This is a genomic window from Amycolatopsis sp. CA-230715 (assembly GCF_018736145.1).
Lineage (GTDB): Bacteria > Actinomycetota > Actinomycetes > Mycobacteriales > Pseudonocardiaceae > Amycolatopsis.
The window spans coordinates 4,110,347-4,132,410 of the sequence record NZ_CP059997.1; the positions used below are offsets into that span (position 1 = coordinate 4,110,347).

Annotated in this window: 33 protein-coding genes and 2 tRNA genes; 27 read left to right on the plus strand and 8 right to left on the minus strand. The window is 68.7% G+C overall.

All coding sequences use genetic code 11. The features are described 5' to 3' along the window. Positions 1–12 precede the first annotated feature (12 nt). The 8 genes from HUW46_RS19470 (at position 13) to HUW46_RS19505 (ending at position 5,385) form a co-directional block, all read left to right on the plus strand. Positions 13–423, plus strand: coding sequence for a helix-turn-helix domain-containing protein (locus tag HUW46_RS19470; RefSeq protein ID WP_215548631.1), 411 nt, complete (start codon positions 13–15; stop codon positions 421–423). Further along, positions 416–1,222, plus strand: a complete 807-nt coding sequence (locus HUW46_RS19475; protein WP_215548632.1) for an alpha/beta fold hydrolase — start codon at positions 416–418, stop codon at positions 1,220–1,222. The genes HUW46_RS19470 and HUW46_RS19475 overlap by 8 nt, the downstream gene beginning before the upstream one ends. Further along, entirely contained in the window at positions 1,219–1,752 is a 534-nt protein-coding gene (locus tag HUW46_RS19480; RefSeq protein WP_215548633.1) for a hypothetical protein, read from the plus strand. The genes HUW46_RS19475 and HUW46_RS19480 overlap by 4 nt, the downstream gene beginning before the upstream one ends. Beyond that, positions 1,753–2,922, plus strand: coding sequence for an MAB_1171c family putative transporter (locus tag HUW46_RS19485; RefSeq protein ID WP_215548634.1), 1,170 nt, complete (start codon positions 1,753–1,755; stop codon positions 2,920–2,922). A gap of 203 nt (positions 2,923–3,125) precedes the next feature. Continuing rightward, positions 3,126–3,461: an ArsR/SmtB family transcription factor gene (locus HUW46_RS19490; RefSeq protein ID WP_215548635.1), complete on the plus strand. Its 336-nt coding sequence runs from the start codon at positions 3,126–3,128 to the stop codon at positions 3,459–3,461. Between the two features lies 1 nt (position 3,462). Next, positions 3,463–3,969: an SRPBCC family protein gene (locus HUW46_RS19495; protein WP_215548636.1), complete on the plus strand. Its 507-nt coding sequence runs from the start codon at positions 3,463–3,465 to the stop codon at positions 3,967–3,969. Positions 3,970–3,992: 23 nt separating this feature from the next. Next, complete coding sequence (locus tag HUW46_RS19500) at positions 3,993–4,508, plus strand: pyridoxamine 5'-phosphate oxidase family protein (protein ID WP_215548637.1); 516 nt, start codon at positions 3,993–3,995, stop codon at positions 4,506–4,508. Between the two features lie 127 nt (positions 4,509–4,635). Next, positions 4,636–5,385 (plus strand): alpha/beta fold hydrolase, encoded by a 750-nt coding sequence (locus tag HUW46_RS19505; protein WP_254126329.1) that lies wholly within the window; start codon positions 4,636–4,638, stop codon positions 5,383–5,385. Positions 5,386–5,684: 299 nt separating this feature from the next. Here the strand turns inward: HUW46_RS19505 and HUW46_RS19510 are convergent. The 7 genes from HUW46_RS19510 to HUW46_RS19540 form a co-directional block, all read right to left on the minus strand. Further along, positions 5,685–5,757, minus strand: a tRNA-Ala gene (locus HUW46_RS19510). A 33-nt stretch (positions 5,758–5,790) separates the two neighbouring features. Continuing rightward, the gene (locus HUW46_RS19515) at positions 5,791–5,976 is read right to left on the minus strand and encodes a DLW-39 family protein (RefSeq protein ID WP_215548638.1); all 186 of its coding nucleotides are present in this window, start codon (positions 5,974–5,976) and stop codon (positions 5,791–5,793) included. A 96-nt stretch (positions 5,977–6,072) separates the two neighbouring features. Next, the gene (locus tag HUW46_RS19520) at positions 6,073–6,576 is read right to left on the minus strand and encodes a hemerythrin domain-containing protein (protein ID WP_215548639.1); all 504 of its coding nucleotides are present in this window, start codon (positions 6,574–6,576) and stop codon (positions 6,073–6,075) included. Positions 6,577–6,636: 60 nt separating this feature from the next. Further along, positions 6,637–7,146, minus strand: a complete 510-nt coding sequence (locus HUW46_RS19525) for a hypothetical protein (RefSeq protein WP_215548640.1) — start codon at positions 7,144–7,146, stop codon at positions 6,637–6,639. 440 nt (positions 7,147–7,586) lie between these two features. Then, a tRNA-Ile gene (locus HUW46_RS19530) sits at positions 7,587–7,659 on the minus strand. A 105-nt stretch (positions 7,660–7,764) separates the two neighbouring features. Then, entirely contained in the window at positions 7,765–8,229 is a 465-nt protein-coding gene (locus HUW46_RS19535; RefSeq protein ID WP_215548641.1) for an NUDIX domain-containing protein, read from the minus strand. 4 nt (positions 8,230–8,233) lie between these two features. Continuing rightward, entirely contained in the window at positions 8,234–9,463 is a 1,230-nt protein-coding gene (locus HUW46_RS19540; RefSeq protein ID WP_215548642.1) for a helix-turn-helix domain-containing protein, read from the minus strand. Between the two features lie 118 nt (positions 9,464–9,581). Here HUW46_RS19540 and HUW46_RS19545 point away from each other — a divergent pair, with 118 nt between their 5' ends. Then, the gene (locus tag HUW46_RS19545) at positions 9,582–9,782 is read left to right on the plus strand and encodes a hypothetical protein (RefSeq protein WP_215548643.1); all 201 of its coding nucleotides are present in this window, start codon (positions 9,582–9,584) and stop codon (positions 9,780–9,782) included. On the opposite strand, the gene HUW46_RS19550 is transcribed toward HUW46_RS19545, so the two are convergent. Continuing rightward, the gene (locus HUW46_RS19550) at positions 9,760–10,122 is read right to left on the minus strand and encodes a GntR family transcriptional regulator (RefSeq protein WP_215548644.1); all 363 of its coding nucleotides are present in this window, start codon (positions 10,120–10,122) and stop codon (positions 9,760–9,762) included. The two genes, HUW46_RS19545 and HUW46_RS19550, sit on opposite strands and share 23 nt — an antisense overlap. 119 nt (positions 10,123–10,241) lie before the next feature. On the opposite strand from HUW46_RS19550, the gene HUW46_RS19555 reads away from it, so the two are divergent. The 18 genes from HUW46_RS19555 to HUW46_RS19640 all read left to right on the plus strand — a co-directional run bounded on the left by HUW46_RS19555 (position 10,242) and on the right by HUW46_RS19640 (position 22,018). Then, positions 10,242–10,538 (plus strand): hypothetical protein, encoded by a 297-nt coding sequence (locus tag HUW46_RS19555; RefSeq protein ID WP_215548645.1) that lies wholly within the window; start codon positions 10,242–10,244, stop codon positions 10,536–10,538. After that, entirely contained in the window at positions 10,538–10,942 is a 405-nt protein-coding gene (locus tag HUW46_RS19560) for a RapZ C-terminal domain-containing protein (protein WP_215548646.1), read from the plus strand. The genes HUW46_RS19555 and HUW46_RS19560 overlap by 1 nt, the downstream gene beginning before the upstream one ends. Positions 10,943–10,944: 2 nt before the next feature. Next, positions 10,945–11,115: a hypothetical protein gene (locus HUW46_RS19565; protein ID WP_215548647.1), complete on the plus strand. Its 171-nt coding sequence runs from the start codon at positions 10,945–10,947 to the stop codon at positions 11,113–11,115. Continuing rightward, positions 11,112–11,579: a Pycsar system effector family protein gene (locus tag HUW46_RS19570; RefSeq protein ID WP_215548648.1), complete on the plus strand. Its 468-nt coding sequence runs from the start codon at positions 11,112–11,114 to the stop codon at positions 11,577–11,579. Before HUW46_RS19565 ends, HUW46_RS19570 begins: the two co-directional genes overlap by 4 nt. A gap of 125 nt (positions 11,580–11,704) precedes the next feature. After that, a complete protein-coding gene (locus tag HUW46_RS19575; RefSeq protein ID WP_215548649.1) occupies positions 11,705–11,971 on the plus strand; it encodes a hypothetical protein in 267 nt (88 codons plus the stop codon). Continuing rightward, on the plus strand, positions 11,971–12,393 hold the full coding sequence (locus HUW46_RS19580) for an SsgA family sporulation/cell division regulator (protein ID WP_215548650.1): 423 nt from the start codon (positions 11,971–11,973) through the stop codon (positions 12,391–12,393). Before HUW46_RS19575 ends, HUW46_RS19580 begins: the two co-directional genes overlap by 1 nt. A gap of 2 nt (positions 12,394–12,395) precedes the next feature. Then, complete coding sequence (locus HUW46_RS19585) at positions 12,396–12,953, plus strand: RRQRL motif-containing zinc-binding protein (RefSeq protein ID WP_215548651.1); 558 nt, start codon at positions 12,396–12,398, stop codon at positions 12,951–12,953. A 2-nt stretch (positions 12,954–12,955) separates the two neighbouring features. Beyond that, on the plus strand, positions 12,956–13,270 hold the full coding sequence (locus HUW46_RS19590; RefSeq protein WP_215548652.1) for a hypothetical protein: 315 nt from the start codon (positions 12,956–12,958) through the stop codon (positions 13,268–13,270). Continuing rightward, positions 13,270–13,554, plus strand: a complete 285-nt coding sequence (locus HUW46_RS19595; protein WP_215548653.1) for a hypothetical protein — start codon at positions 13,270–13,272, stop codon at positions 13,552–13,554. Before HUW46_RS19590 ends, HUW46_RS19595 begins: the two co-directional genes overlap by 1 nt. Then, positions 13,551–13,832 (plus strand): hypothetical protein, encoded by a 282-nt coding sequence (locus HUW46_RS19600; RefSeq protein ID WP_254126331.1) that lies wholly within the window; start codon positions 13,551–13,553, stop codon positions 13,830–13,832. The genes HUW46_RS19595 and HUW46_RS19600 overlap by 4 nt, the downstream gene beginning before the upstream one ends. Next, a complete protein-coding gene (locus HUW46_RS19605; RefSeq protein WP_215548654.1) occupies positions 13,832–14,320 on the plus strand; it encodes a hypothetical protein in 489 nt (162 codons plus the stop codon). Before HUW46_RS19600 ends, HUW46_RS19605 begins: the two co-directional genes overlap by 1 nt. After that, positions 14,320–15,276: a hypothetical protein gene (locus HUW46_RS19610; RefSeq protein ID WP_254126333.1), complete on the plus strand. Its 957-nt coding sequence runs from the start codon at positions 14,320–14,322 to the stop codon at positions 15,274–15,276. Before HUW46_RS19605 ends, HUW46_RS19610 begins: the two co-directional genes overlap by 1 nt. 89 nt (positions 15,277–15,365) lie before the next feature. Then, entirely contained in the window at positions 15,366–17,609 is a 2,244-nt protein-coding gene (locus HUW46_RS19615; RefSeq protein WP_215548655.1) for a cell division protein FtsK, read from the plus strand. A gap of 243 nt (positions 17,610–17,852) precedes the next feature. Further along, positions 17,853–18,521, plus strand: a complete 669-nt coding sequence (locus HUW46_RS19620; RefSeq protein ID WP_215548656.1) for an HNH endonuclease family protein — start codon at positions 17,853–17,855, stop codon at positions 18,519–18,521. Between the two features lie 51 nt (positions 18,522–18,572). After that, positions 18,573–19,265: a hypothetical protein gene (locus HUW46_RS19625; RefSeq protein WP_215548657.1), complete on the plus strand. Its 693-nt coding sequence runs from the start codon at positions 18,573–18,575 to the stop codon at positions 19,263–19,265. Between the two features lie 66 nt (positions 19,266–19,331). Next, positions 19,332–20,201 (plus strand): bifunctional DNA primase/polymerase, encoded by an 870-nt coding sequence (locus tag HUW46_RS19630; protein ID WP_215548658.1) that lies wholly within the window; start codon positions 19,332–19,334, stop codon positions 20,199–20,201. Between the two features lie 55 nt (positions 20,202–20,256). Further along, positions 20,257–21,603 (plus strand): DUF3987 domain-containing protein, encoded by a 1,347-nt coding sequence (locus HUW46_RS19635; protein ID WP_254126335.1) that lies wholly within the window; start codon positions 20,257–20,259, stop codon positions 21,601–21,603. A gap of 184 nt (positions 21,604–21,787) precedes the next feature. Beyond that, positions 21,788–22,018: a helix-turn-helix domain-containing protein gene (locus tag HUW46_RS19640; RefSeq protein WP_254126337.1), complete on the plus strand. Its 231-nt coding sequence runs from the start codon at positions 21,788–21,790 to the stop codon at positions 22,016–22,018. The last annotated feature ends 46 nt before the right edge of the window (positions 22,019–22,064 follow it).

A 22,064-nucleotide genomic window follows, 5' to 3' on the forward strand; every position in this document is an offset into this window, starting at 1 on the left:
GGGGCTGGAGGGATGGCCGTGGCCGAGTCCGAAGCACGCGGGCCAGCGTTCGCCGAGAAGCTGCAGCGGCTGTTCGACAGCGTCAGACGCGAGGACGGGCAGAAGCACAGCAAAGCCGCGGTCGCCGAGGCGGTAGGTGTCTCCCGCGGATACATGTACGAGTTGCTCAACGGCAAGTACGATCCTGGCTACGCTCTGGTGGTGAAGCTCGCGGAGTACTTCGAGGTCGATTTGGAGTACTTCGCCAACTCGGAGAAGAGCCGCGAACTCAACCGCCAGTACGAACTGCTGGCCAAGCTCGGCGAGAACCAGGTCAACCGGCTGGCGACCCGCGCGAGCCAGCTTTCGCCGGAGGGCTTGCGCAGCGTTCTCGAGTTCATGGACTTCCAAGCCGAACGAGATCGAGGAGATGCCGATGGGTGAGGTGCGGTCAGGGACCGTCGAAGTACCTGGTGCACAGCTGTACTACGAGGTCCGCGGCAGCGGCACCCCACTCCTGCTGATCCAAGGGGGCATCAGCGAAGCAGGCGCGACTGACCAGCTGGCCGCCGAGCTGGCAGAAGACCACGAGGTGATCAGCTACGACCGGCGCGGGCTGTCCCGCTCCACGGCGAGCGACGACGTTCCCGTCACGATGGCGCTGCACGCCGACGACGCCGCCCGGCTGCTGGCGGCACTGACCGATCGGCCCGCCCATGTCGTCGGCGCCAGCATCGGCGCCCTGATCGGGCTGCACCTGGCCGTCGACCACCCGGCACGGGTCACGACCGTGATCGCGCACGAGCCCCCGATGTCCAAAGTCGTGCACGAAGACACCAGGGAGAAGGAGCTCGACACCGTCGCCGAGCTGGCGACCAGTGACGTCCGCAAGGCGATCCGGCACATGGTCTCGCTGGCCGGTGAGCGCCCGAAACCGGAGGAGGGCGCCCGGCCCGCCCCGATGGTCGGCGACGTCGACAAGAACCTGACGTGGTTCTTCGCCAACGACTTCCCCGCGGTACGGGCGTCCGACCTCGACGCGGGCAAGCTGTCCGCCGTGCCGGACCTGGCTGCCATCAAGCTCACCGGCGGCGCCGAGTTCTCGGAGCGCTGGGAGTACCGGTGCGCCCGGCAGCTCGCTCGCGATCTGGACCTCGCGTTCACCGAGATCCCCGGCGGGCACGAAGCCCCGTCCAGCCATCCGTCCGGCGTCGCGGCGGCGGTGCGGAACCTGCTGCCGTGAAAGCCGGCGCGCGGCGTCGATGGCGTAACGACCTGCAGCTGCGCCGGGGCGTGAAGCAGCTCCTGCGCGACCTCGACATCGGCGCACCACTGGACGTCCCGCTGCTCTGCGAGCGCTTGGCGCGGCACCGCGGGCGACCGATCCGGCTGGTGTCCTACCCGCTGCCGACGCCGGGCGCCTTCGGGCTGTGGATCGGTACCGCGGAAGAGGATTACGTCCTCTACCAGCGCGACACCACGCCGGCGCACCAAGAGCACATCATCCTGCACGAGCTGGGTCACATCATCAGTGACCACAGCAGCGACGAGGACGACGACGACATCTGGTCGCAGATCTTCCCCGACATCCCCACCGCGGTGGTGCTGCGAGCGCTGCGGCGGGAAGGCTACGACGCCGCCGCCGAACGCGAGGCCGAGATGGTCGCCACCGTCATCAAGGAGTGGGCGACCTTGCTGGACAGACTCGACACCGGGCGCACGGCCGGACGACGGCTGAGCGGCGCGTTCGACGACCACCAGGGGTGGCTCTAGATGATCGTGGCCCTCATCATGTGGGCCGCCGCCGCGGCCGCGGCCGTCTGGAAGTGCACCCAGCTGGCGCGGATGCCCCGCGACCGGGGGCTGCGGATCGTCACGGCGTGCACGGTCCTCGTCCTGATCGCGCTGACGGCCCAGCTCGTGGTGACCATCCCCGGCCTGGCGGAGCGGTTCCCCACCCAGACCCCGGTGCTGATCGAGTTCGTCCTGCTCAACAGCTTTTTCGCGCTGCTGCTCGGACTTCTGCACACCACCGTCGCCCCGGACCGGGCCGGCCGCCGCGGCTACCTCGAACTCGGCCTCGCCCTGCTGGCCAGCGGGATCCTGACCGCGACGTTCGTGATCACCGAAGTCAACGTCGGCGACACCGGTTACAGCGACTACACCGAAGTCGGCGTGCCGTCCGGTGTGCTCTTCTTCCACCTGGTCGGCAACCTCTACATGAGCTACGCGACCGCGCGCGGCGCCTACCTCGCCTGGAACTCGGCCGGGCACGTCCAGCCGCACACCGCCAGGGGCCTGCGAGTCGCCGCGGTCGGCCTCGCCCTCTGCTGCCTCGGCACGCACCTGCCCCGCGTGCTCGCCACCTCGGGCCTGCTGCTGTTCGGCACACCGCTGGTCCCCGGCACCGCCACGTGGACCTCGCCCCTGCTCGGCATCGGCGTCGCCGTCTTCTTCCTCGGCGTCGGCTACCCCGGCGCCCGCACCGGCATCGCCAAGGCACGGCTGTGGTTCGAGGCCCGCAGCCGCTACCGGCAGCTCCGCCCGCTCTGGGCCGCGCTGCACGAACAGTTCCCGACGATCGCGCTGCTGCCGCCCGGCGGCCCGTTCCGGGATCGCCTGCACGTCCGCCAGATGCGGATGCGCTACTACCGCCGCGTCATCGAATGCCGCGACGGCCTCGTCTGCCTGAGCCCCTACATGGCCTCACCCGTCGACGAAGCGGACTCGCCCGCCCGGCAAGCCGCCCTCGTCCGCGACGCCCTGGCCCGCTGCTCGCAGAACATCGACCTCGTCATGCCGTCGGTCATCGCGGCCCCCGCGCACACCGGCATGGAAGCCGACACCCGAGCGATCCTCGCCCTCTCCCGCGAATACGGCCGCACCGATCCGTCCACAAAGGACCATCCCACCAACCAAGGCAACCCCGAACTGTCAGGCTGAGCGGTGTGGGGCTCGGCCCCAGAAACAACACCACCCGGTCCTGGCGAAGGTGCGAAGCACCGTTTCGACAGGTGTTCGCCGTCATCGTGATTGTCGTTGATCAACGCGTGCGGCGGCAGTGAACGCGGCGCGGCGCTGCCCTCGGCCCGGTCGGCGACATGACGCGATCTTGACGCATTCCCATATGGGTATATGATTGTGGTGTGGCACGAGCGGCAACGACAACGGACGCGTTCAACGCGGTGGCCGAACCGAGGCGTCGCCAGATCCTCGATGTCCTCATCGATGGGGAACGGCCGGTCAGCGACTTGGTGCGGGTACTGGGGCTGGCTCAGCCGCAGGTGTCCAAGCATTTGCGGGTTCTGCGCGAGGTGGGGGTGGTGAAGGTGCGCGATGACGGGCGGCAGCGGCTGTACCGGCTCAACGGGCATGCGCTGAAACCGATCCATGACTGGGTCACGCGGTACGAACGCACCTGGTCGGAGCGGTTCGACCGGTTGGACGCCGTGTTGGAAGAACTCAAAGACGAGGAGATGTGAGATGGCCAGCACCACAAGCGGCAAGGGGACCGCGGTAGTCAGCCTGCCGGCGGACGATCAGATCCTGATCACCCGGGAGTTCAACGCGCCCAAGCATCTGGTGTACCGGGCGTGGACCACGCCGGAACTGGTCACCCAGTTCTGGAGCGGCCAGCGCGGCACCATGCGCAGTGTCGAGATCGACCTGCGGGTCGGCGGCAGGTGGCGGTATGTCATGACCACCGGCCACGGCGAGATCGCCTTCCACGGCGAGTTCCTGGAGATCGCGCCCAACGAACGGATCGTCAACACCGAAGTGTTCGAAACGCCGGACGCCCCCGTCTCCGACGCCGGCGCGCCGGTCACCACCACCACATTCAGCGAACGCGACGGGCGCACCACGCTCACCCTGCTGATGCGGTGCGGCACCAAGCAACTGCGCGACACGATCATCCAGTCCGGTATGGAGATCGGCATGCAAGAGCAGATGAACCTGCTCGAGGAACTCGCCATCTCCCTGATGAGCTGAATCGCGAACCAGGAGGCCATGACATGACGGCGATTGTTCCGATCGCGGCGGAGTCCATCGACAGCTACGACGCCCCGGACCGCCCGTGGTCGGAGGTGCGGGCTTGCCTGGACACCGACGACGGCAGGGTGCGCCGCGCCTGGTTGTCCACCACGTGCCCGGACGGCACACCCCACACCATGCCGCTGAGCGCCATCTGGTTCGACGGCGCCTTCTACTTCAACTCCGGCGCCCGTACCCGAAAAGGCCGAAACCTGGCCGCGAACCCGCGCAGCGTACTCACGTTCTCCGCCGGCGGATTCGACCTGGTCTTCCAGGGAATGACCAGCCGAATCACCGACGAGTCCACTATGGACCGACTGCTGGAGGTCTACCGGGCCAACGGCTGGCCGGCGCGCGTACAGGACGGCCAGTTCTACGCACCGTTCAGCGCGCCGAGCGCCGGGCCACAGCCGTGGAACCTGTATCGGATGACCGTCAACACCGTTTTCGGTCTGGGTGTCGAGGAACCGTACAGCGCCATGCGCTGGCGGTTCTGAACCAGGGCGAATGGGCCCGTTACGGCTCCGCCACACAATTGAGGAGGATGGGATGCGTCGGGTAACGTCGAAAGACGGCACGTCGATCGCGTATGACCGGTCAGGGGAAGGTCCGGCGGTGATCCTGGTGGGCGGCGGCATCGTCGACCGGTCGGAGAACGCCCCGCTTGCTCCGGTGCTGGCCAAGCATTTCACCGTGTACAACTACGACCGCCGGGGCCGCGGCGACAGCACAGACACCACGCCCTACACCCTGGAACGCGAGTTCGAGGACATCGCGGCCTTGATCGGCGAAGCCGGCGGCACGGCGTACCTCTACGGCGTGTCCTCCGGCGCGGCGCTGGCACTGGAGGCCGCCGCCTCGGGCCTGCCGATCGCCAAGGTCGCCGCCTACGAGGTGCCCTACGACGTGTCCGATGGCGCCAAGCAGCGGCACCTCGAGTACACCGAGAAGGTGCAGTCGCTGCTGGCCGACGACCGCCGGGACGACGCCATGCGGTTGTTCATGCGGTTGGCCGGCGCGCCTGAGGAGGCCATCGCGCAGGCGCACAACTCGCCGATGTGGGCCGGTTCGATCGCCCTCGCGCACACCCTGGCCTACGACGCGGTATGTCTCGGCGACGGCACCCCGCCGACCGAACGGCTGGCCACCATCACGCAGCCGGTGCTGATGGCCACCGGCGGCACCGCCGACGACACGATGGCCGGGCTGGGCACCGGATTCTTCGACACGGCCGCGGACGCGGTCACGGCCGCCATCCCCGGGGCCGAGCGCGCGATCATTCCCAACCAGGGACACGTCGCCGACCCGGAGGCTGTCGTCCCGGTCATCACCCGTTTCTTCAACGCCAAGCCAAGTTCCCGGGTCAGGCAATGACAGCAACAACCTTGGTAGCCGTTCGCGAGCGGCCGTTTGTGTTTGACGGTTCGACACTCGCGTGGGCCGTCGAGCAGACACTCAAGGAACGGCTTGCCGCCGCAACGCCACTGGAACGAGTTTCCCCGCTTCCGGATATGGCCCCGCTCCCGGGCCTTGGCGAGCGCTGGTCAACAACCAACGCGCCCAGCGCCCGCCAAGGCGAGAAGCTCGCACCTTGGGGGTGTGGGGGCTGGGCCCCCACAACGAAATGGGACACCGGGAAGGTGGCGCGCCACCGCCACCGAACACAACTCGGGTGGAGCTGAGGGGAATCGAACCCCTGACCCCCGCCTTGCAAAGGCGGTGCTCTACCAATTGAGCTACAGCCCCTCGCACGGGTGGCGAAATCCCACCCGTGGAAGATCAGTTGTTGCTGGCGGCGTCCGTGGCCTTCTTCGGCGCGCTGCCGTTGGTGGACACGCCCGCGAGCGGCTTGGTGGGGGCGGTGGCCTCGCGCCACAGGTCGGCTTCGGCTTTCGCGCTCTTGTTCCGCTTGACCACGAACAGCACGGCGCCCGCAACGGCGGCCAGTGCCAACAGCTTCTTCACGTGAAGCCCCCTCCTCGACGAGTTGCTCAGCTTGCTCTCCGATGTTACTGCACGCGCGCCGGGCGGGGTCGGGGCCCTTGGTTCCACGTGGAACGTTCAGCCGGTTCGGGTCTTGGTCTTGTCGACGACGAGGCGGAGGTTCTCGATCCGGCCGCAGTTGGTGTCGAGGAGTACCTGCCTCGCGGTGCGGAAGGCGACGCCGAGTTGCTCGCGTTCGGCGGCCGCGACGTGCTGCCGCGCGTCGTTGAGCAGGGTTTGCTCCTCTTCGTTGGTGTGGTGGTTGACGACCTCGACCAGGTCCTCGAGCGTCTCGTCGTACTCGTCGCCCTTCAGGTCGGTGAGCTCGGCGAACTTCAACAGGGCCTCGTTGATTTCGGCGTGCTCCTTCTCGCCGTGCTCCACCTCTTCGTCGTCGGCCGCGTCCTTGCGCCGCAGCTTCGGGTACACCTCCTGCTCCTCGGCCTCGGCGTGTGCGACGAGCAGTGCGGCGAACTCGTCCCGAAGGCGCCCGCGGTCGGCGGTGATGTCCCGCAGCCCCCGCATCAGCTCTTCGAACTTCTCGTGGTCGGCCAGGATCAGCTCGACGACGTCGTCGGTCATGGCAGCTCCCGTGGTGGTGGGCGAGTCAGTCGCGGTATAGGTCCCCCACCCGCGCCCTGATCAAACCCGCCGCCACCGCCACCCCTGCGCCCGGATCTCGCGGGCCCTGGCCAACACCGCTTCAATCCGAGTCTCGTGCTCGTCCTCAGCCCAATACCGGCTGGACGCGGTGGTCTGTGCCGGATGCTGCCGGTAGAGCATGCTGGGCTCCGCGATGAATTCTCCGGCGGCGATCGCCTCTGCGGCGAGCAGCAGACCGATCGTCTCGGCACCAGTTGTCGCCGTCCAGCCGCCGAGCGCGCGCACGAGCCCTCGGTGGGCGGCGAAGTTCGCCGCCAGCACGGACAGCTGATCCTGTTCTTGCTCGGCGTAGAACCGACCTTCGGCGAGCGGTCCATCCGGCGGGTCGCACGGACCTGGAGTTGTCGTCCCATCAGGATGCAGGTCGAGCCCAGCAGACACGCACCACGCGACGCGGTGAAGACACTCGATGTCCCGCGCAAGCGCCCCTGGCAACAGCACATCATCAGCATCCAGGCACCGAACGAACTCACCGGCTGCCCTGTTCACAGCCATCGTCCTGGTCACACCAGCCCGCGCACGCAACCCAGTCCCATACGAAACCCGCGAATCCTCCGGCAACTCCTCGCCCGGCACCCCACTATCGCCATCCTCCTGAACAACCCACTCCCACCCCCACCCCGGAGGAAGCCGCTGCTCAACCAACGACGAGTACGCCTCCCCCAAATACCGATGCCCACCCACCACCACCGGCGTAACCACAGAGATCAAAGCCACCAGCGAACACTAACCCCCAGCAGGCACCACGATGCCGAAGGCGAGCGCCGCCACCACCACGATGCCGAAGGCGAGCGCTGGTCCAACGCCAACGTGACCAGGCCGTCAAGATGAGGAGCTCGCACCGTGGGGGTCTGGGGGCTCGGCCCCCAGAAACGACAAACGCCCGTGCGTGGTTCGCGCTTTCTGCGAACACGCACGGGCTACACGGGTGGGCCCACCAGGACTTGAACCTGGGACCTCTTCGTTATCAGGGCAACTCGCCGCGTGCCCGAGCTGCGAAACTGCTGGTGGCGGCACGCGGGTAACGTCCGTGGACGTCCACGCTTGATCGCCGATTTCCTGACTGGTTGTCGCTCAGTTCGTCACCCAGGCCACCGGACGACTGGCTCATGTCAGCACAGGCTCACCGTGCTCTAGGTACAGCGTTCTCGAGCCGTTGTGCGCGCGATATGCCTGGGCCAGACGCCGTTGCAATCGCGGGATGACGTACTCGCTGAGTCGGTCAGCCTCGACCCACTCCCAGTGATCCAGTTCTTCGCCGTCAAGCTGAATGCGACTCTCGTCCGTCCCGAGTTCACCGCACCCGAAGACGTATAAGACCTTGTCGCCTTCCTTGTCATTGGGTGCCCAGTCCTGGACAAGCAAGGTCACCGCCGCGCGGTCGATACCAAGCTCTTCCTTCACCTCGCGCTTGCAGCACGCGGCAGGTGACTCCCCTCGGTCGACGTACCCGCCGGGAATGTCCCACCGATTGCCGTACGTCTTGCGCACGAGTAGCACTTGCGAGCCCTTGACGAACAACGCCCCGGCAGCCATCCGGGGCGTTGCGAACTTCTCTGCTGGATCAGTCACGCCGCTACCCTACGACGTGCATCCGACGTGCCAGCCGGTCAAGCTCGAAACTCGGCTTTCCCGGTGCGTTGCGTATCCAGTTCAGTACGAGTTGCCGACTTAAGTAGTGGTGCTGTACCTGTTCCGGCGCAATTTGCTCCGCGTTGAGCACAGCGGCCACGGCTGCCTCGGTTCGTCCGGTCTGGTTGTACGCCCTGGCGACATCGAGCAAATGACGGACCCGACGTTCCGCGGGCAATTTCCCAGTGTCAAGGCTCGGGCCGATATCGAGGGCAACCTGCACGTCACCCAACTCCATCGCGGTGTTCACGCGGTGAATCGCCACGTTGGTTGGCCCGAACGCCGTCCACAGGTGGTTCGCGTCGACCACAAGACGTTGTGCCGCTCCCTCCGCTTCCGCGAGGTAACCGCGTGTTGTTCCTCGATCCTCGGACCGCGCGGCAGCCATCGAGCCCGCCAGGAAAAGCATGCCGTATGCAGATACAAGGTCCCCGTCGGAGTTAGCGAGTGCAGGTTCCAGATAAGCGGCACCGGCCTCGACGAGTTGCATAGCAGGGCTTAACCGCCCGGTCGACAAGAGCGCAAATGCGACGGACCGGAAAAGGGAACCAGTAATAGCCAAGTTTCCGGTTTTCTGCGCAGCCGCAAGTCCGCGTTCGGCAGCCATCCACGCAAGGTCAGATTCGCCGATTTTGGTAAGCACCGATGCGGCAGCTTGGTAGCTCAGGGCAAGAAGTTCGTTAGCGCGGACCAACTGAGGCCCGTCGTACTGCCGGACGGCAAGCAGGGCATCCGCCAAGAGCAGCGGCGCGCGTCCGGCGGCGAAGCCGAACCGCGACGCCTGGTAGGCGTCGAAGACAGACCGAAGCTCACGGTCCAGTTCGTCCAACGACGGAGGTTCAGCGTCCGGCAGGGGCGCGCTGAGTATGGGCGTGAGCTGGCGGTAGTCCATCAGCGCGGCGCGCAACGCCGGAACCGTCGCGGTGCCGCTGTCCTTCGTCCAGTCCAACAGGCCAGGTTCCCCGATGAGGTCCCCTAGGGAAACGTCCAGCGCATCGGCCAGCCGCCGGATGACAGAGAGCCGGTCCAACTCGATCCGGTTGTTCTCGGCCTTGCCCAGCCAGTCCCCCGTCCGGCCGACAAGACCGGCCAGGGCTTCCTGGGACATCCCCCGCCGACGCCGGTACCACGCGACGCGCTCACCGATGGTCAAGTTCTCGTTGATTCCTCGCATACAACCACTCTCCCCACCTGCGCCGAAGGTACCCGGAAGGTTTTTCCGGGTCACTCGCCCGAACCGGCTCGATGCTTGTCGCCACGAGAGAACACCAGCTCACAACAGAGGAGATCTCATGGCGAAGAGCACTATCCCCGGCTTGAAGTCCAGCGGCGGGGTACTCCCCAAGCTCATCGGCCTCACGGTCCTCGCCGCGGTGCTCATGCTGATCGTCAAGCATCCCGCCAACGCTGCGACCTGGGTGCAGTCGGCAGGCGACTGGGTTGGGAACGCGGTGGACGGCCTCGCGAACTTCATTCAGCAGTGCGCGTCGTAGACGCCGTTTCGAGCGCGGTGAGCCGTTGCTGGAGCTTGTCGACCACGGCCGTCAAGTCGGCGACTTGCTGCCGGAGTCCTCCCAAGGTCACCGGCACGTCGTCAGCGGGCGGGCTGTCGGCGACGAAGACGCCGATCGAGGCGCGCGAAACGAGCCACCCAGCCTCCTGGAGCAGGCTGAGCGCCTTCACTCCCGTGGACACCGAGACGCCGTGCTGCGCGGCGAACTGCCGGTTGGTCGGCAGTTGGTCGCCCGGCTTGAGGTCACCCCGGGCGATGGCACGTCGGACTGTCTCGGCGATCCGTTCGAACGGGGCGAGCCCTGCGGTTCCGGTTTCCACGGGACCAGCCTACCGAGCCTGACCCACCTTGACCTAGTTCACACGTCCGGCGTAGTGACTTTCTGACCTAGGTTGACCTAGTTTGAACCATGTCAATAACCGCTAGATCGGAGCAGGAAATGAAGTACGCACAGACCACCAGCCACCTCGCCGAAACCGGGGTTTCCGCTGGTGACGAGGCCGCCGGGTTCTACCCGGATGGGCTGACGGAGTCGGCGATTGACGCGCTGATCGCGTCGGTGGACCAGGAGTTGGCGAGCACGGACGAGACCGCGGCGGTGCGGGTGTCGCACACCTTCGCCGATGCGCGGACGGCGAACCGGGCGCGTCGGCGTGCGGGTCGTTCGGTGCTGCGGTCGGTGCCGGTTCGGCTGGACACCAGCGCGGTGTCCTCGTTCGACGGGGAGGCCGCGTGATGTTGGTGCGAGTGGAGTCGTTCGGTTTTCTGCACGCGGACTACCGCGAGCGGATCGGCACGCCGGACCTGGTCGTCGATGTCCGCGCTCTGTTGCGCGACCCGCACCACGACCCGCTGATGAAGCAGCGCACCGGCGAGGACCCCGTGGTCTACGCGCATGTGCTGCGCACCCCGGGCGCGCTGGTTCTGGTGGACAGCCTGGCCGCGACAGCACGCGAACTCGCGTCCCTCACGGGCCGCACGGTGCGGGTGGCGTTCGGCTGCGCCGGGGGCCGTCACCGGTCCGTCGCGCTCGCCGACGCGGTCGCGGATCGCATCCCCGGCGCGCTCGTGACGCACCACCACATCAACCGCCCCGTTGTCGTCCGGCACGACGACGGCCTGACCGGAGAGGAGTGCTGACCATGGCGAAGAGCAGCAAGGGTGTGGTGCACGAGGGCAAGACGTTGTTCTGGTCCGGGGACATGATCACCAAGTGCGGCCTGCGGTACCCCAAGGGCAACCACACGCAGGAGGGCTTTTTCGCCCGCGTGACCTGCGGTGCCTGCAAGTCCGCGAAGAGGTGGCCGAAATGAGCGCGGCCTACGAGCTTCCGTTCCGGGTGACGTTCGCGCATGAGCAGGCGCAGGACGAGTTGCGGCGGGCGGACACGAAGGCCACCACGCTGCTGGGTCTGGTGGGGGTCGGTTTCGCCGGGGTCATCGCGTTGACCAGCCGGGCGGTGTCGGTTCCCGCGGCGGTGGCGTTCTGGTTCGCCGCGGTGCCGGTGCTCGCGGCGGTGTTGTTCCTGCTGGGTGCGATCCGCCCGCGCATCGGCCAGTACCCGCCGCCGGGGACCTGGTTGCACGCCACCTACCACGGGCCCGCCGCGCTGCTGGAGGCCAACTCCCCCGCGGTGGCCGAAGCCCTGGCCGATCACGTGTGCGTGCTGGGCCGGGTGGCGGTGGAGAAGTACGCCCGTATCCGCCGGTCGGTGTCGCTGCTGTTCGTCGGCGTGGGCGTGCTCGCGGTCGGGCTGGCGCTGTCGGTGCTGACATGACCCGCCGCCGCGCGACGCCGCGCTTTCCGCTGTTGAACCCCGGACCGGCGGCAACCTCCGCCAAGAAACCGCACGCCGGACCGGGTCTCCCCAACCACTCAGATGACTGTTCGGGAAGGAATCCCATGCTAGGCAACATCCCCTTCGAACCGGAGCCCCCGAACCGGTACGCCGCGGTGGCCGCGGTGCTGGCGGAGAGCTGGCATCCGGCGCCGGTGCTGCTTCCGGGTGAAGTCCCCACGGATGCCTCCGCTCGGGTGCGGTGGCTGTTCACCCTCGCCGACGCGATCGAGGCCGCCGGGTGGGTCGAGGAGGCCGAACTGGTCCGGGACCGCGCGCTGGCGATCGTGATCGCCGCGGCCGACGCGGTCGCGAAGTGGGGTGACCGGTGATGCGCGCTACTCCGGAAAGTTTCTCCACGGTGCTGCTCGCCGACGTGGTCCGGTTCGATGACCTGGACCCGACTCCCCTCGTTGCTCTCGGGACCGCGTTCACCTACCGGCGCCGGGACCCGTGGGCGATCGAAATGCGGGTCGACAACGGCCGGACGTGGGTGCGGTGGCTCTTCGCCCGCAGTCTTCTCGCCGACGGGCTCAACACCCGCGCCGGTGACGGGGACGTGACGGTGTTCGCCCGCGACGCCGCGGTGTTCGTGCTGCTGTCCAACCCGGACGACTGTGACGTGACGTTGCGGTTCGACCGGGCCGACGTCGAACGCATCCTGGACCGTTGTGACCAGGTCGTCCCTGAAGGCGACGAGACCAAAGCAGTGGACTGGGACCGCGAACTGGCGCGGCTCGGGGAAGCGGCCTAGCCATGGGCACCCGTCAATACCCGTGGCTGCGCACCGATGGGGTGCCGTGGTCGGACGGCTGGGTCTACACCCGCGGCACCTACGAGGGGCTCCCGTTGCTGTCGTGGGGCTGCGCGGACCGGGACCGCCTGGCCACCCGCCGCCAACTGCGCAAGCAGGGCTTACGTCCTGGTGGTGCCGACCCGGTCGCCGTCCTGTACTTCCACCACGCCGTATCGGGCAAGACCGTCTACTCGGACTTGTTCCTGGTGTCGGTGGCGGTGCCGGTACGGGCGATGACCCCAGCGAAGTGGCGCGCTGTCCACAAAGCACTCACCACGCGGCGGACCTGCGTGCAGTGCGGCGAGGACACCGGCGTGTACCTGCCGCGCGAGCGGCGGGTGTGCGAACCGTGCCGCTACACCCTCGCCGATCTGGACCCGTGCGACTACCTGCACGACTACCTCACTGGAACCCCGATCACCCCGGAAGGCGGATACGGCGGGGAATGGCTCGCGCCGGTGATCCCGCTCCGTCCGTCCCGTGTGGACACTCAACCCCGAAAGACCGAGGTGGCCTGAACATGTCGACAACCACGCTCTACGTCCTGGGCGGGCTCGCCCTGGTCGGCGTGCTCGCGGTGTGGCGCTCCGGGCGCAAGTCCGCGATCAAGGCCCAGCGCGGTGTCCGCGAGGTCACCCGCATGACCGCGAACGCGCTGCGCACCCTGCTCACCGCCGCGGTGATCGCCGGTACCCAGTGGGCCGTCATCCACTGGGTCGACAACCCCGCCGTGACCGCGGTGGCGCTGGCCGTGCCCGCGCTGCTCGCCGGTGCCGCTGTGGCTCGCCTGCTCGCCGTGACCGAAGTCGTCTCATCCGTCAGGGGGCACCACTGATGAACCGCCTCACCCGCAACCCGAACGCCCGCAAGTGGGCCGCGCTGGCCGTCGGACTGCTCGCGATCACCGCACTCGCGCTCGCCGTGCGGACCGCGGTCGCCGAAGTCCTCGGACACGGCGGGGACCTGGTCGCCGCGCTGCTCGCCCTCGCGCTCTGGGTGTTCGCCGCCTACCGCTACACCCGGGCCCTGTCCCGCGCACACCGCCGCGAACAGCACATCCGCGCCTACACCGAATACCTCGAATGGACCGAACACCAGAACAGGAGGGGTCAGCGATGAGTGAACCCACCCGCTACTACGCCGACATGGACGCGCTTCTCGCTGACGCCGAAGCCGGGGAACACATCCGGCTGACCTGGTCCGGGCTCGCACCCCTTCCCGCCGATGGCCTCGCGTGTGTCGTGTGTGGACAGTCCTACATCCACGACGGCGGCCCCCACCGCCCCGTCGGGCGCGACGCCGTCACCGGCTCGCAGGTCTTCGCCTGCACCGGCACGTGCTTCGACTCCGCCACCGCCGACCTGATCGCCCCGACCACTCGCGGGGAGCGTGCCTGATGGACAAGTACGAGTTCCTCGTGGCTCCGCAGGAAACCGGCCACGGCCGGTCGGTGTTCCGGGTGTGCCCTGGTGTGGTCGACTCCGAAGCGCGGGAGCTGTTCCAGTGGGGCTACTGCCATCTGCTGGCCTGCGCTATCCACGAGGTCACCGGCTGGGTTTTCGGTGTGGTGGAAGGGATCTCCCGCCGCACCGGTGGCTGGACCTGGGTCCACATGGGAGTGCTCACTCCCGGCGGGGACTTCCTCGACATCGACGGCATCCACCCGGTCACCGCGCCGCGGCTGGCGTTCCAGCCGGACCCATGGCGCATCCGGGCCCTGCCGGACTTTCCCGCCTTCTGCCGCACGGTCGGCCTGGCCGCGGACACGCCGCTGGCGTGGTGGCGCGGCGAGTTCAACGAAGTCGGTACCCGCGTGATCGCCGAGTTCGCCGACCACGCCCTCACCGCAGTACCCACGCTCGACACGTTGGAGGTGGCTGCCTGATGAGCACCGACACCATCCCCGCCATGCGGGACGCGAAGCTGGTGCCGCTGACCCGGGCCCAGAAGCTCGCCCAGGACGCCGCGGAGGCGACCGAGGTTCGTCGGCTGTCCGAACACCCGGACGTGGTCGCGTTGCAGGTGGAGAACGTGCGCAGGCTGGTGGACCTGTTGGTGTGGATCGGGATTGGGCTGGGGCTGGCGTTCACGATGGTCAACGTCCAGACCTTCGCCGCCGCCGGTGCCCCCGCCTGGTCGCTGCCCTGGCTCGCCGCCTGGGTCCTGGACCCCATGGTGTCCATCACCCTCGTTGCGGTGCTGCGAGCGGAGCAGATCACCGCCCGCTACCAGCTCGAAACCGGGAAATGGGCCAACCGCACGAAGTGGTTCGCGTTCCTCGCCACCTACGTGATGAACACCTGGCAGTCCTGGGCCGGGCTGCACCTGGCCGGGATCGTGCTGCACTCGGTGCCCCCGGTGCTGGTGTTCCTCGCCGCCGAAACCGCCCCCGCGCTGCGGGACAAGCTGACCGAGTCCGTCAACGTCGCCGCCGGGGACACCACGCCCACCGCCGACACCAAGCCCGCGGCGGCCGACACCGCGACGGTTCCGGCACCGGAGAATCCCGCCACACCTGGGCAGGGTCCGGCCAATCCGCCGGCGGATCGCCCCGCCCCGGCGCGGCGCCGGAAGGCGAGGAAGACCGGGCGGAAGTTGCTCGCCGACTACGTCGCCGACGGCGTCGCGATGTGGGCCCCGGGCACCGTGGTCACCCCGGCGTGGGCCGTGACCGCCACCGGCTGCTCGAAGGGCCTGGGCCGCAAGGTCGCCGACGGCGTCACCGCCGCACTCGCCACCACCACCGCCGACCCGGCGCCGGTCGCCGCCGCGCGGCCGTCGGTCACCGCCACCGACCAGCCCGACACCAGCACTGACACCGACGAGAGGGAGGCCGCGTGATGTCCGCACCCACGGAGAACACCCCCGTATCCGCAGACCCGAACAGGGAGCCCATGAACACCCCCACCCCCGGCGAGAACCCCACCCCCATGAACGACACCGCAACCGAGTCCGTGAACGCGTCGGTGGACATCGTGGACGGCACGGTCGTGAACACCACCGTGAACCGCGACGACCCGGCGGCCACCGACACCGCGGTGACCCGGTCGGGCAACGTCGTCCCGATCCGCCCGGACACCGCCCGCACCCCCGGCGACATCCCGACCCAGGCCGACACCGACCAGCCCGACACTGGCGAGCAGGGGCCCGAGCCTGCCGACGGCGAGGGTGGCTCGGTGGTGCGGGTGGACCCGAAGGAGGTGAAAACGTCCTGGTGGGAGACCGTCACCGACGCCACCGCGCGCCCGCTGGTGGCGGACTGGCTGAAGTCGGCTGAGGAGTTCAAACAGCGGGCGGTGTTCGTCGTGCGCTACGCCGCGCACGCCACCGCGTTCCACGCGCTGCGGGTGCCGGTCTACATCCCGACGGCGTTCCTGCGCTCGTTCGGCGTGCTGGGCCGGATCGCCGGGCGGGTGTTCCGCTGGGTCTACGACGAGGAGTCCAAGCCGGTGCGCATGGACGCGCGGGAACGCAAGGACACCCGCGAGTACATGAACCTGCGCGATGCCCGCAACGAAGCGGTGCGGCGCCGGTCGCTGCCGGTGCTGTTCGCGATCCTGCTCCTGATGGCCATCGTGTACCTGGCCATGACCTACCTGTCGCCGACGGTGAACCTGCTCGCCCTGGTGACCGTGTTGACCGCGGTGGGGTGGTGGGGTGCCCCGGCGGACAAGCCGGTCGCCGGGCGCGCGGTGGACTCGGACAAGGCACCCAAGCTCACCTCCGCGATGATCGAGGACGCCCTGGGTGCGTTGGGGATCGCCGGGATCAACCAGGCGTTGGCGAAGGGCCGCGGGATCGCGTTCCCGTCGCCGATCGTGCGCGACGGGCCAGGCTGGCGCGCGGACATCGACCTGCCCCCGGGTGTGACCGCGGGGGACGTGATCGACCGGCGCGAGCGGCTGTCCTCGGGTCTGCGTCGACAGCTCGGCTGCGTGTGGCCCGAGGGTGACCCGACCGTGCACGAGGGCCGCCTGGTGTTGTGGGTCGGGGACAAGGACATGTCCACCACCAAACAGGCCGCGTGGCCGCTGGCGAAGCCGGGCGCGACGGTGGACCTGTTCAAGCCCCAGCCCTTCGGCACCGACCAGCGTGGCCGGTGGGTGCCCATCACGCTGATGTTCGCCTCGGGCGCGATCGGCGCGATCCCGCGCATGGGCAAGACCGTGTCCCTGCGCGAACTCCTGCTCATCGCCGCCCTGGACCCGCGGGCGGTGCTCTACGCCTACGACCTGAAAGGCACCGGTGACCTCTCGGCGTTGGCCCAGGTCTGCCACGGCTACGGCGTGGGCGATGACCCGGAGGACATCGAAACCGCCGTGGTGGAGTTCCGGGAGCTGCGCACGGAGCTTCGCCGCCGGGCGAAGGTGATCCGGAACCTGCCCGAGGACGTGTGCCCGGACAACAAGGTCACCCCCGCACTGGCCTCGCGCAAGGACTTGGGGCTGGCACCGATCATCATCGGCGTGGACGAGTGCCAGGTCTGGTTCGAACACCCCGAGCACGGTGACGAACTCAAGGAGATCTGCACCGACCTGGTCAAGCGCGGGCCCGCGCTGGGGATCGGGCTGTTCCTGGCCACCCAGCGCCCGGACGCGAAGGCCATCCCGACCGACATTTCGGCGAACCTGTCCATCCGGTACTGCCTGAAAGTCATGGGGCAGACCGAAAACGACATGGTGCTGGGCACCTCGCAGTACAAGAACGGCATCCGCGCGACCACGTTCGCGTGGTCGGACAAGGGCATCGGCTACCTGCGCGGCGAAGGGTCGGACGCGCAGATCACCCGGTCTGTCTACCAGGACGGGCCGACCGCGAAGAAAATCGCCGCCGGTGCCCGCAAGCAGCGCGAAGCCCTGGGCAACATCACCGGCTACGCCGCCGGGGAAGCCGTCGACATCGAGGCCGCGCGGCTCGATCCGCTCGCCGACACCATCGCGGTGTTCGCCCGCGGCGAGGACAAGCTTTGGTCCGACGTGATCGTGTCCCGCCTCGCCGAACTCCGCCCGACCCAGTACGGGAACTGGACCCCGGCGAACCTCGCGACCGCGCTCAAGCCGCACGGCGTCAAGCCCAAGCAGGTGTGGGCCACCGACCCGGAAACCGGGAAGGGCAGCAACCGCAACGGCTACACCCGCGACGCACTCACCACCGCCAAGAGCAACGGACAGTAACCGAAACCGTGGGCTAGAGGGAGCCCGCGCACTAGACCGGGCTCCCTCTAGACCTAGACCCCCACCCTAGACACCCACACCGGCAGTGACCAGCATTCTAGGGATCTAGACCACCCCCACGCCGACCAGGCGATTCCCCCGAAAACCCGCGGCTAGCGGCACCACACCCAGCCCCTAGCCCTCCCTTGTCGCACCCAAAAACAGACACACACAGTAACCAGTCTTCGGAAGGGTCCCACCACCATGGCAACCCCGAACACCACCACCCTGGCCACCCTCGCCACCGCCCTCGTGCTCACCGTCGCCGGATGCCACACCCCCGCAGGCAACGCCACTACCCCCACCGCCCCCAGCACCGGCGGGCCGGACATCGGCGCGGCGCGGGCCGCGCTCGCCGGGCTCACCGTCGCACCCGAAGACACCGGCGCGCACTACAAGCGGGAGGACTGGCTACCCCGGTGGGCCACCGTCCGCGGCGCCTGCGACACCAGGGAAACCGCCTTGCAGCAGCAGGGCAAGGACGTGCGCACCGACGGCCGATGCAAGGCGATCTCCGGAACCTGGGTCAGCCCCTACGACCCACCCAACCAGGCCACGATCACCAAGGCCGCGAGCACGGACCTCGATCACCTCGTGCCGCTCGCCGAAGCCGCCCGATCCGGCACCCGCGGCTGGTCCAAGACGCAACGCGAAGCGTTCGCCAACGACCTGACCCAGCTCGTAGTGGTGTCGGCCAAGTCCAACCGCAGCAAGGGGGACCAGGACCCGGCGCGCTGGTTGCCGACCGCGGGATACCGGTGCACCTACGCCGCCCGCTACGTCCTGACGAAGGCGAAATACCGCCTCGCCGTCGACAAGGCCGAACACGATGTGCTGGCCGGGCTGCTCAGCAAGTGCGCGCCCGCACGGTGACCCCCAAGGGGACGTGACAAACCGCAGGTCAACCTAGGAGAGGAGACCGTCATGTGTCGCGCATCCTGCGAGGGCGGCCGCCGCTGCACCGGCAAGAGCAGCGGAGCAGCCGCCGCCCGCCAGCGCCAGCGTGTCAGCCGCGCCCGCCGCGGCCTGGACGCCGCCTACCAGGCAGGCGACCAGGACACGATCGCCGCCGCGCGAGCCAAGTACGAGGACGTGACCGGCAACCCCGCACCCCACCAGGGCGAACTCCACACCACCGCCAACCACCCCGACCACGCCGACACCGCCACCACATCGACAACGGCCGCACCGGCGGCGCCCAGCGCCGGTTCGACCGATCAGCGCATCCGCGACGCGGTACGCGAGCTGGCCGGGACCTCGGGCTGGGCCGGGCTCGCCGACGTGCGCAAAGCACTCGGTGACGTCGACCCCGGCGAGGTCACCCGCGTGCTGCGCGACATGCAACGCGATGACCCGAACGTCCACGTGGCACCGGAGTCCAACCGCAAGGTCCTCACCGACGAAGACCACGCCGCCGCCGTCCAGGTCGGCGGCCTGGACCAGCACCTCATCTGCATCACCCCGCCCCGCGACGACGCCGCGCCGGATCGCCTGCGCGCGGTCGGGATGCGCAACGCCACCGACGCCGAACTGGAAGCCGCGCGGCTGATCCCCACCATCTCCTCGGACTTCTACGACGAGATCCGCGCCGAACAGCGCCGACGCCAAGGCAAATAGCCCACGTGAACAGCACTTTGTCACGTCCCCTCAACCTCTCGCACCGTCCACCTAGGAGTATCCACAATGGACAACACCGACACGCTGACCGAGTGGGCCCTGTACTTCGCCGTGATGGGATGGGCGGTGTTCCCGCTCGCCCCAGGCACGAAGCGGCAACCGGCGGTGAAGGACTGGGAGAACCGCGCGACCACGGTCGCGGACCGCATCCGCCGGTGCTGGGCCGCGGACCGGTTCAACATCGCCATTGCGACCAAGCCGTCGGGGCTCGTGGTCGTCGACTGCGACATGCCCAAGCACGGGGAGACCGGGCCCGACGGGGCGACCGCCCTGGCCGCTCTCGCCGAGGAGCGCGGCGGGCCGCTGCCCGACACCTACACCGTGACCACCCCGTCCGGTGGCACCCACCGCTACTACCGCGCCCCCGCGGGAACTCGGCTGCGCAACACCCAGGGCGTCATCTCTCCGTTGGTAGACACCCGGGCGGGAGGCGGATACGTGGTGGCTCCCGGATCGGTCACCGACGAAGGCGCCTACGAGCTCACCGACGACACCGACCCGGTCGAACTGCCGGGGTGGTTAGTCCAGGCAGCTTGCGAACGGCCGTCAGCGGCCTACTCAGCGCCCGTTCAAATCCGCTCTGCCGACACCACCCGGTACGGGTCCGCCGCACTCGCCGGGGAGTGCCAGCGGGTCCGCATGGCCCAGCCACCCGGGCGCAACGCCACCGTGGCATCCGCGGCCTACACGATCGGCCGCAAGGTGGGCGCCGGGATCGTGGACCACACCGAAGCACGGACCGCGCTGATCACCGCCGGACAGTCCCTTGTGGACGGCTCCGGGCACTGGCCACCCACCACCGCCGAAGTCGCCCGGGTGGTAGACGCCGGGCTCGCCGCGGGGGCCCGCAACAAGGTCACCCGACGGGCCGCCTGATGAGCCCCCTGCGTATCCGCCTCACTTCGCACCACCTGAGCCGAAAGGCCGCCTGATGTCCTCGCCTGCTCGCGCGCTGCGCGCCCTGTCCACACCGACCGTCCCAGCCGATGCCAGCGACGCCGAACGCCACGCCGCGGCCGAAGTAGCCCGCGCCCGCGCGGAACTGCCCACATTGGACAGTGCCGTGTTCGACTGCTACCTCGGTGGCTTGGTGTCCCACGTCGCGCCGACCAGCGAGGCGGACCCGGTCGCGGTGCTGGCATCCCTGCTCTGCGCCGCCGGGGTCGCGCTGGGACAGGGCCCGCACGTTCGAGCAGGCGACGACCCGCACCCGCTGCTGGTGTGGCCGCTGATCGTCGGGCGGACCAGCGCCGGACGCAAGGGCACCTCGTGGTCGACCGCGCGGCGCCTGATCGCCGCGGCCGACGCCGATTTCCACCAGGACAACATCAAGTCGGGGCTGTCCTCCGGTGAGGGTCTGGCCGAACGGTTCGCGATCAAGGACGAGGACGAGGCGGATACGCAGGGGCCGCGGGACTTGCGGCTCATGGTGATGGAGTCCGAATGGGCCGGGGTCATGGCCAAGATGAAGCGCGAGGGCAACAGCCTGTCGGCGATCCTGCGGGCCGCGTGGGAAGGCGGGGACCTGTCCACCCTGACCGTCGCCGCACGGGTCGCCCCCAGCTCACACGTGGGCATCCTCGCGCACATCACCCCGCAGGAGTTCCGCGACAAGGTCTCCGCCTCCGATCTCGCGGGCGGCACCTACAACCGGTTCCTGCCGCTCGCGGTCGCGCGGTCGAAGTTCCTGCCCTTCAGCCAAGGCGCCCCCGCCGACCTCGTCGACCAGCTCGGTACCGAGTTCGCCGCCCGGCTGCACACCGGCGCGAACCTCGGGCAGCTCGACTACACCGAAGACGCCGTCACGCTCTGGCGGGACCTCTACATCGAGTTCAGCACCGACCACGGCGACGTAGCCGCGGTCGAGCAGTTCATCTCCCGCGCGGTGCCCAACTGCCTGCGCATCGCAGCCATCCACGCCGCACTGGACGGGGACACCCGGATCGGGACCACGCACCTGACCGCCGCCGCGGCGCTCGTGCGGTACTCCATCGCATCCGCCCGCGCGATCTTCACCGACACCGCCACCCCCGCCCGCCTCGCCGCCTGGATCGCCGAAGCAGGCGAGAACGGCCGCACCCGCACCGACATCACCCGGCAGTTCTTCAAGGGCCGCCCGCCCGCCAAACCCGAACTCGATGCCCTGCTCGAACAGCTCACCGCGGCCGACACCGGCGGCGTCGAGACGCGCAGCCTGCCGCGCGCCGACGGCCGCCCCGGTAAGGGCACCACCGTCTACACCGCCCGCGCCCCGAACTCAGCGAACTTACGAACTTAGCCCCCGACCAGCACAAACACCCGGACCTAATTTCGCACCCGCGAACTTAGGTCCCCGCAAAACCCCAGGTCACACCCAAAGTTCGAAAGTTCGCACACTTCGCGCCCGACCACCCGCACCTCTCGAGGAGGACCGGCATGACCAGTCACGCGACCAGCAACCACACCACACCTGGGAGCCCGACATGGACACCGCGCCATTGGTCACTGCCGTCCCGCCGCGCCACCTCTACCGCGTGCCGGAGGCTATGCGCCTGCTCGCGCTCAGCCGTTCCGTCATCTACGAGCTGATGCGCGCGGGTCGCTTGAAATTCGTCAAGGAAGGCCGCGCGACCCGAATTCCGGCGACCGCGATCAAGAACTACCTGGAACTACTCGATCAGGAAGCTGGGGGCTGCTATGGCGAAACGGCGTAGCCGCGGTGATGGTGGCCTGTACTGGTCTGACGCTCGCCAACGCTGG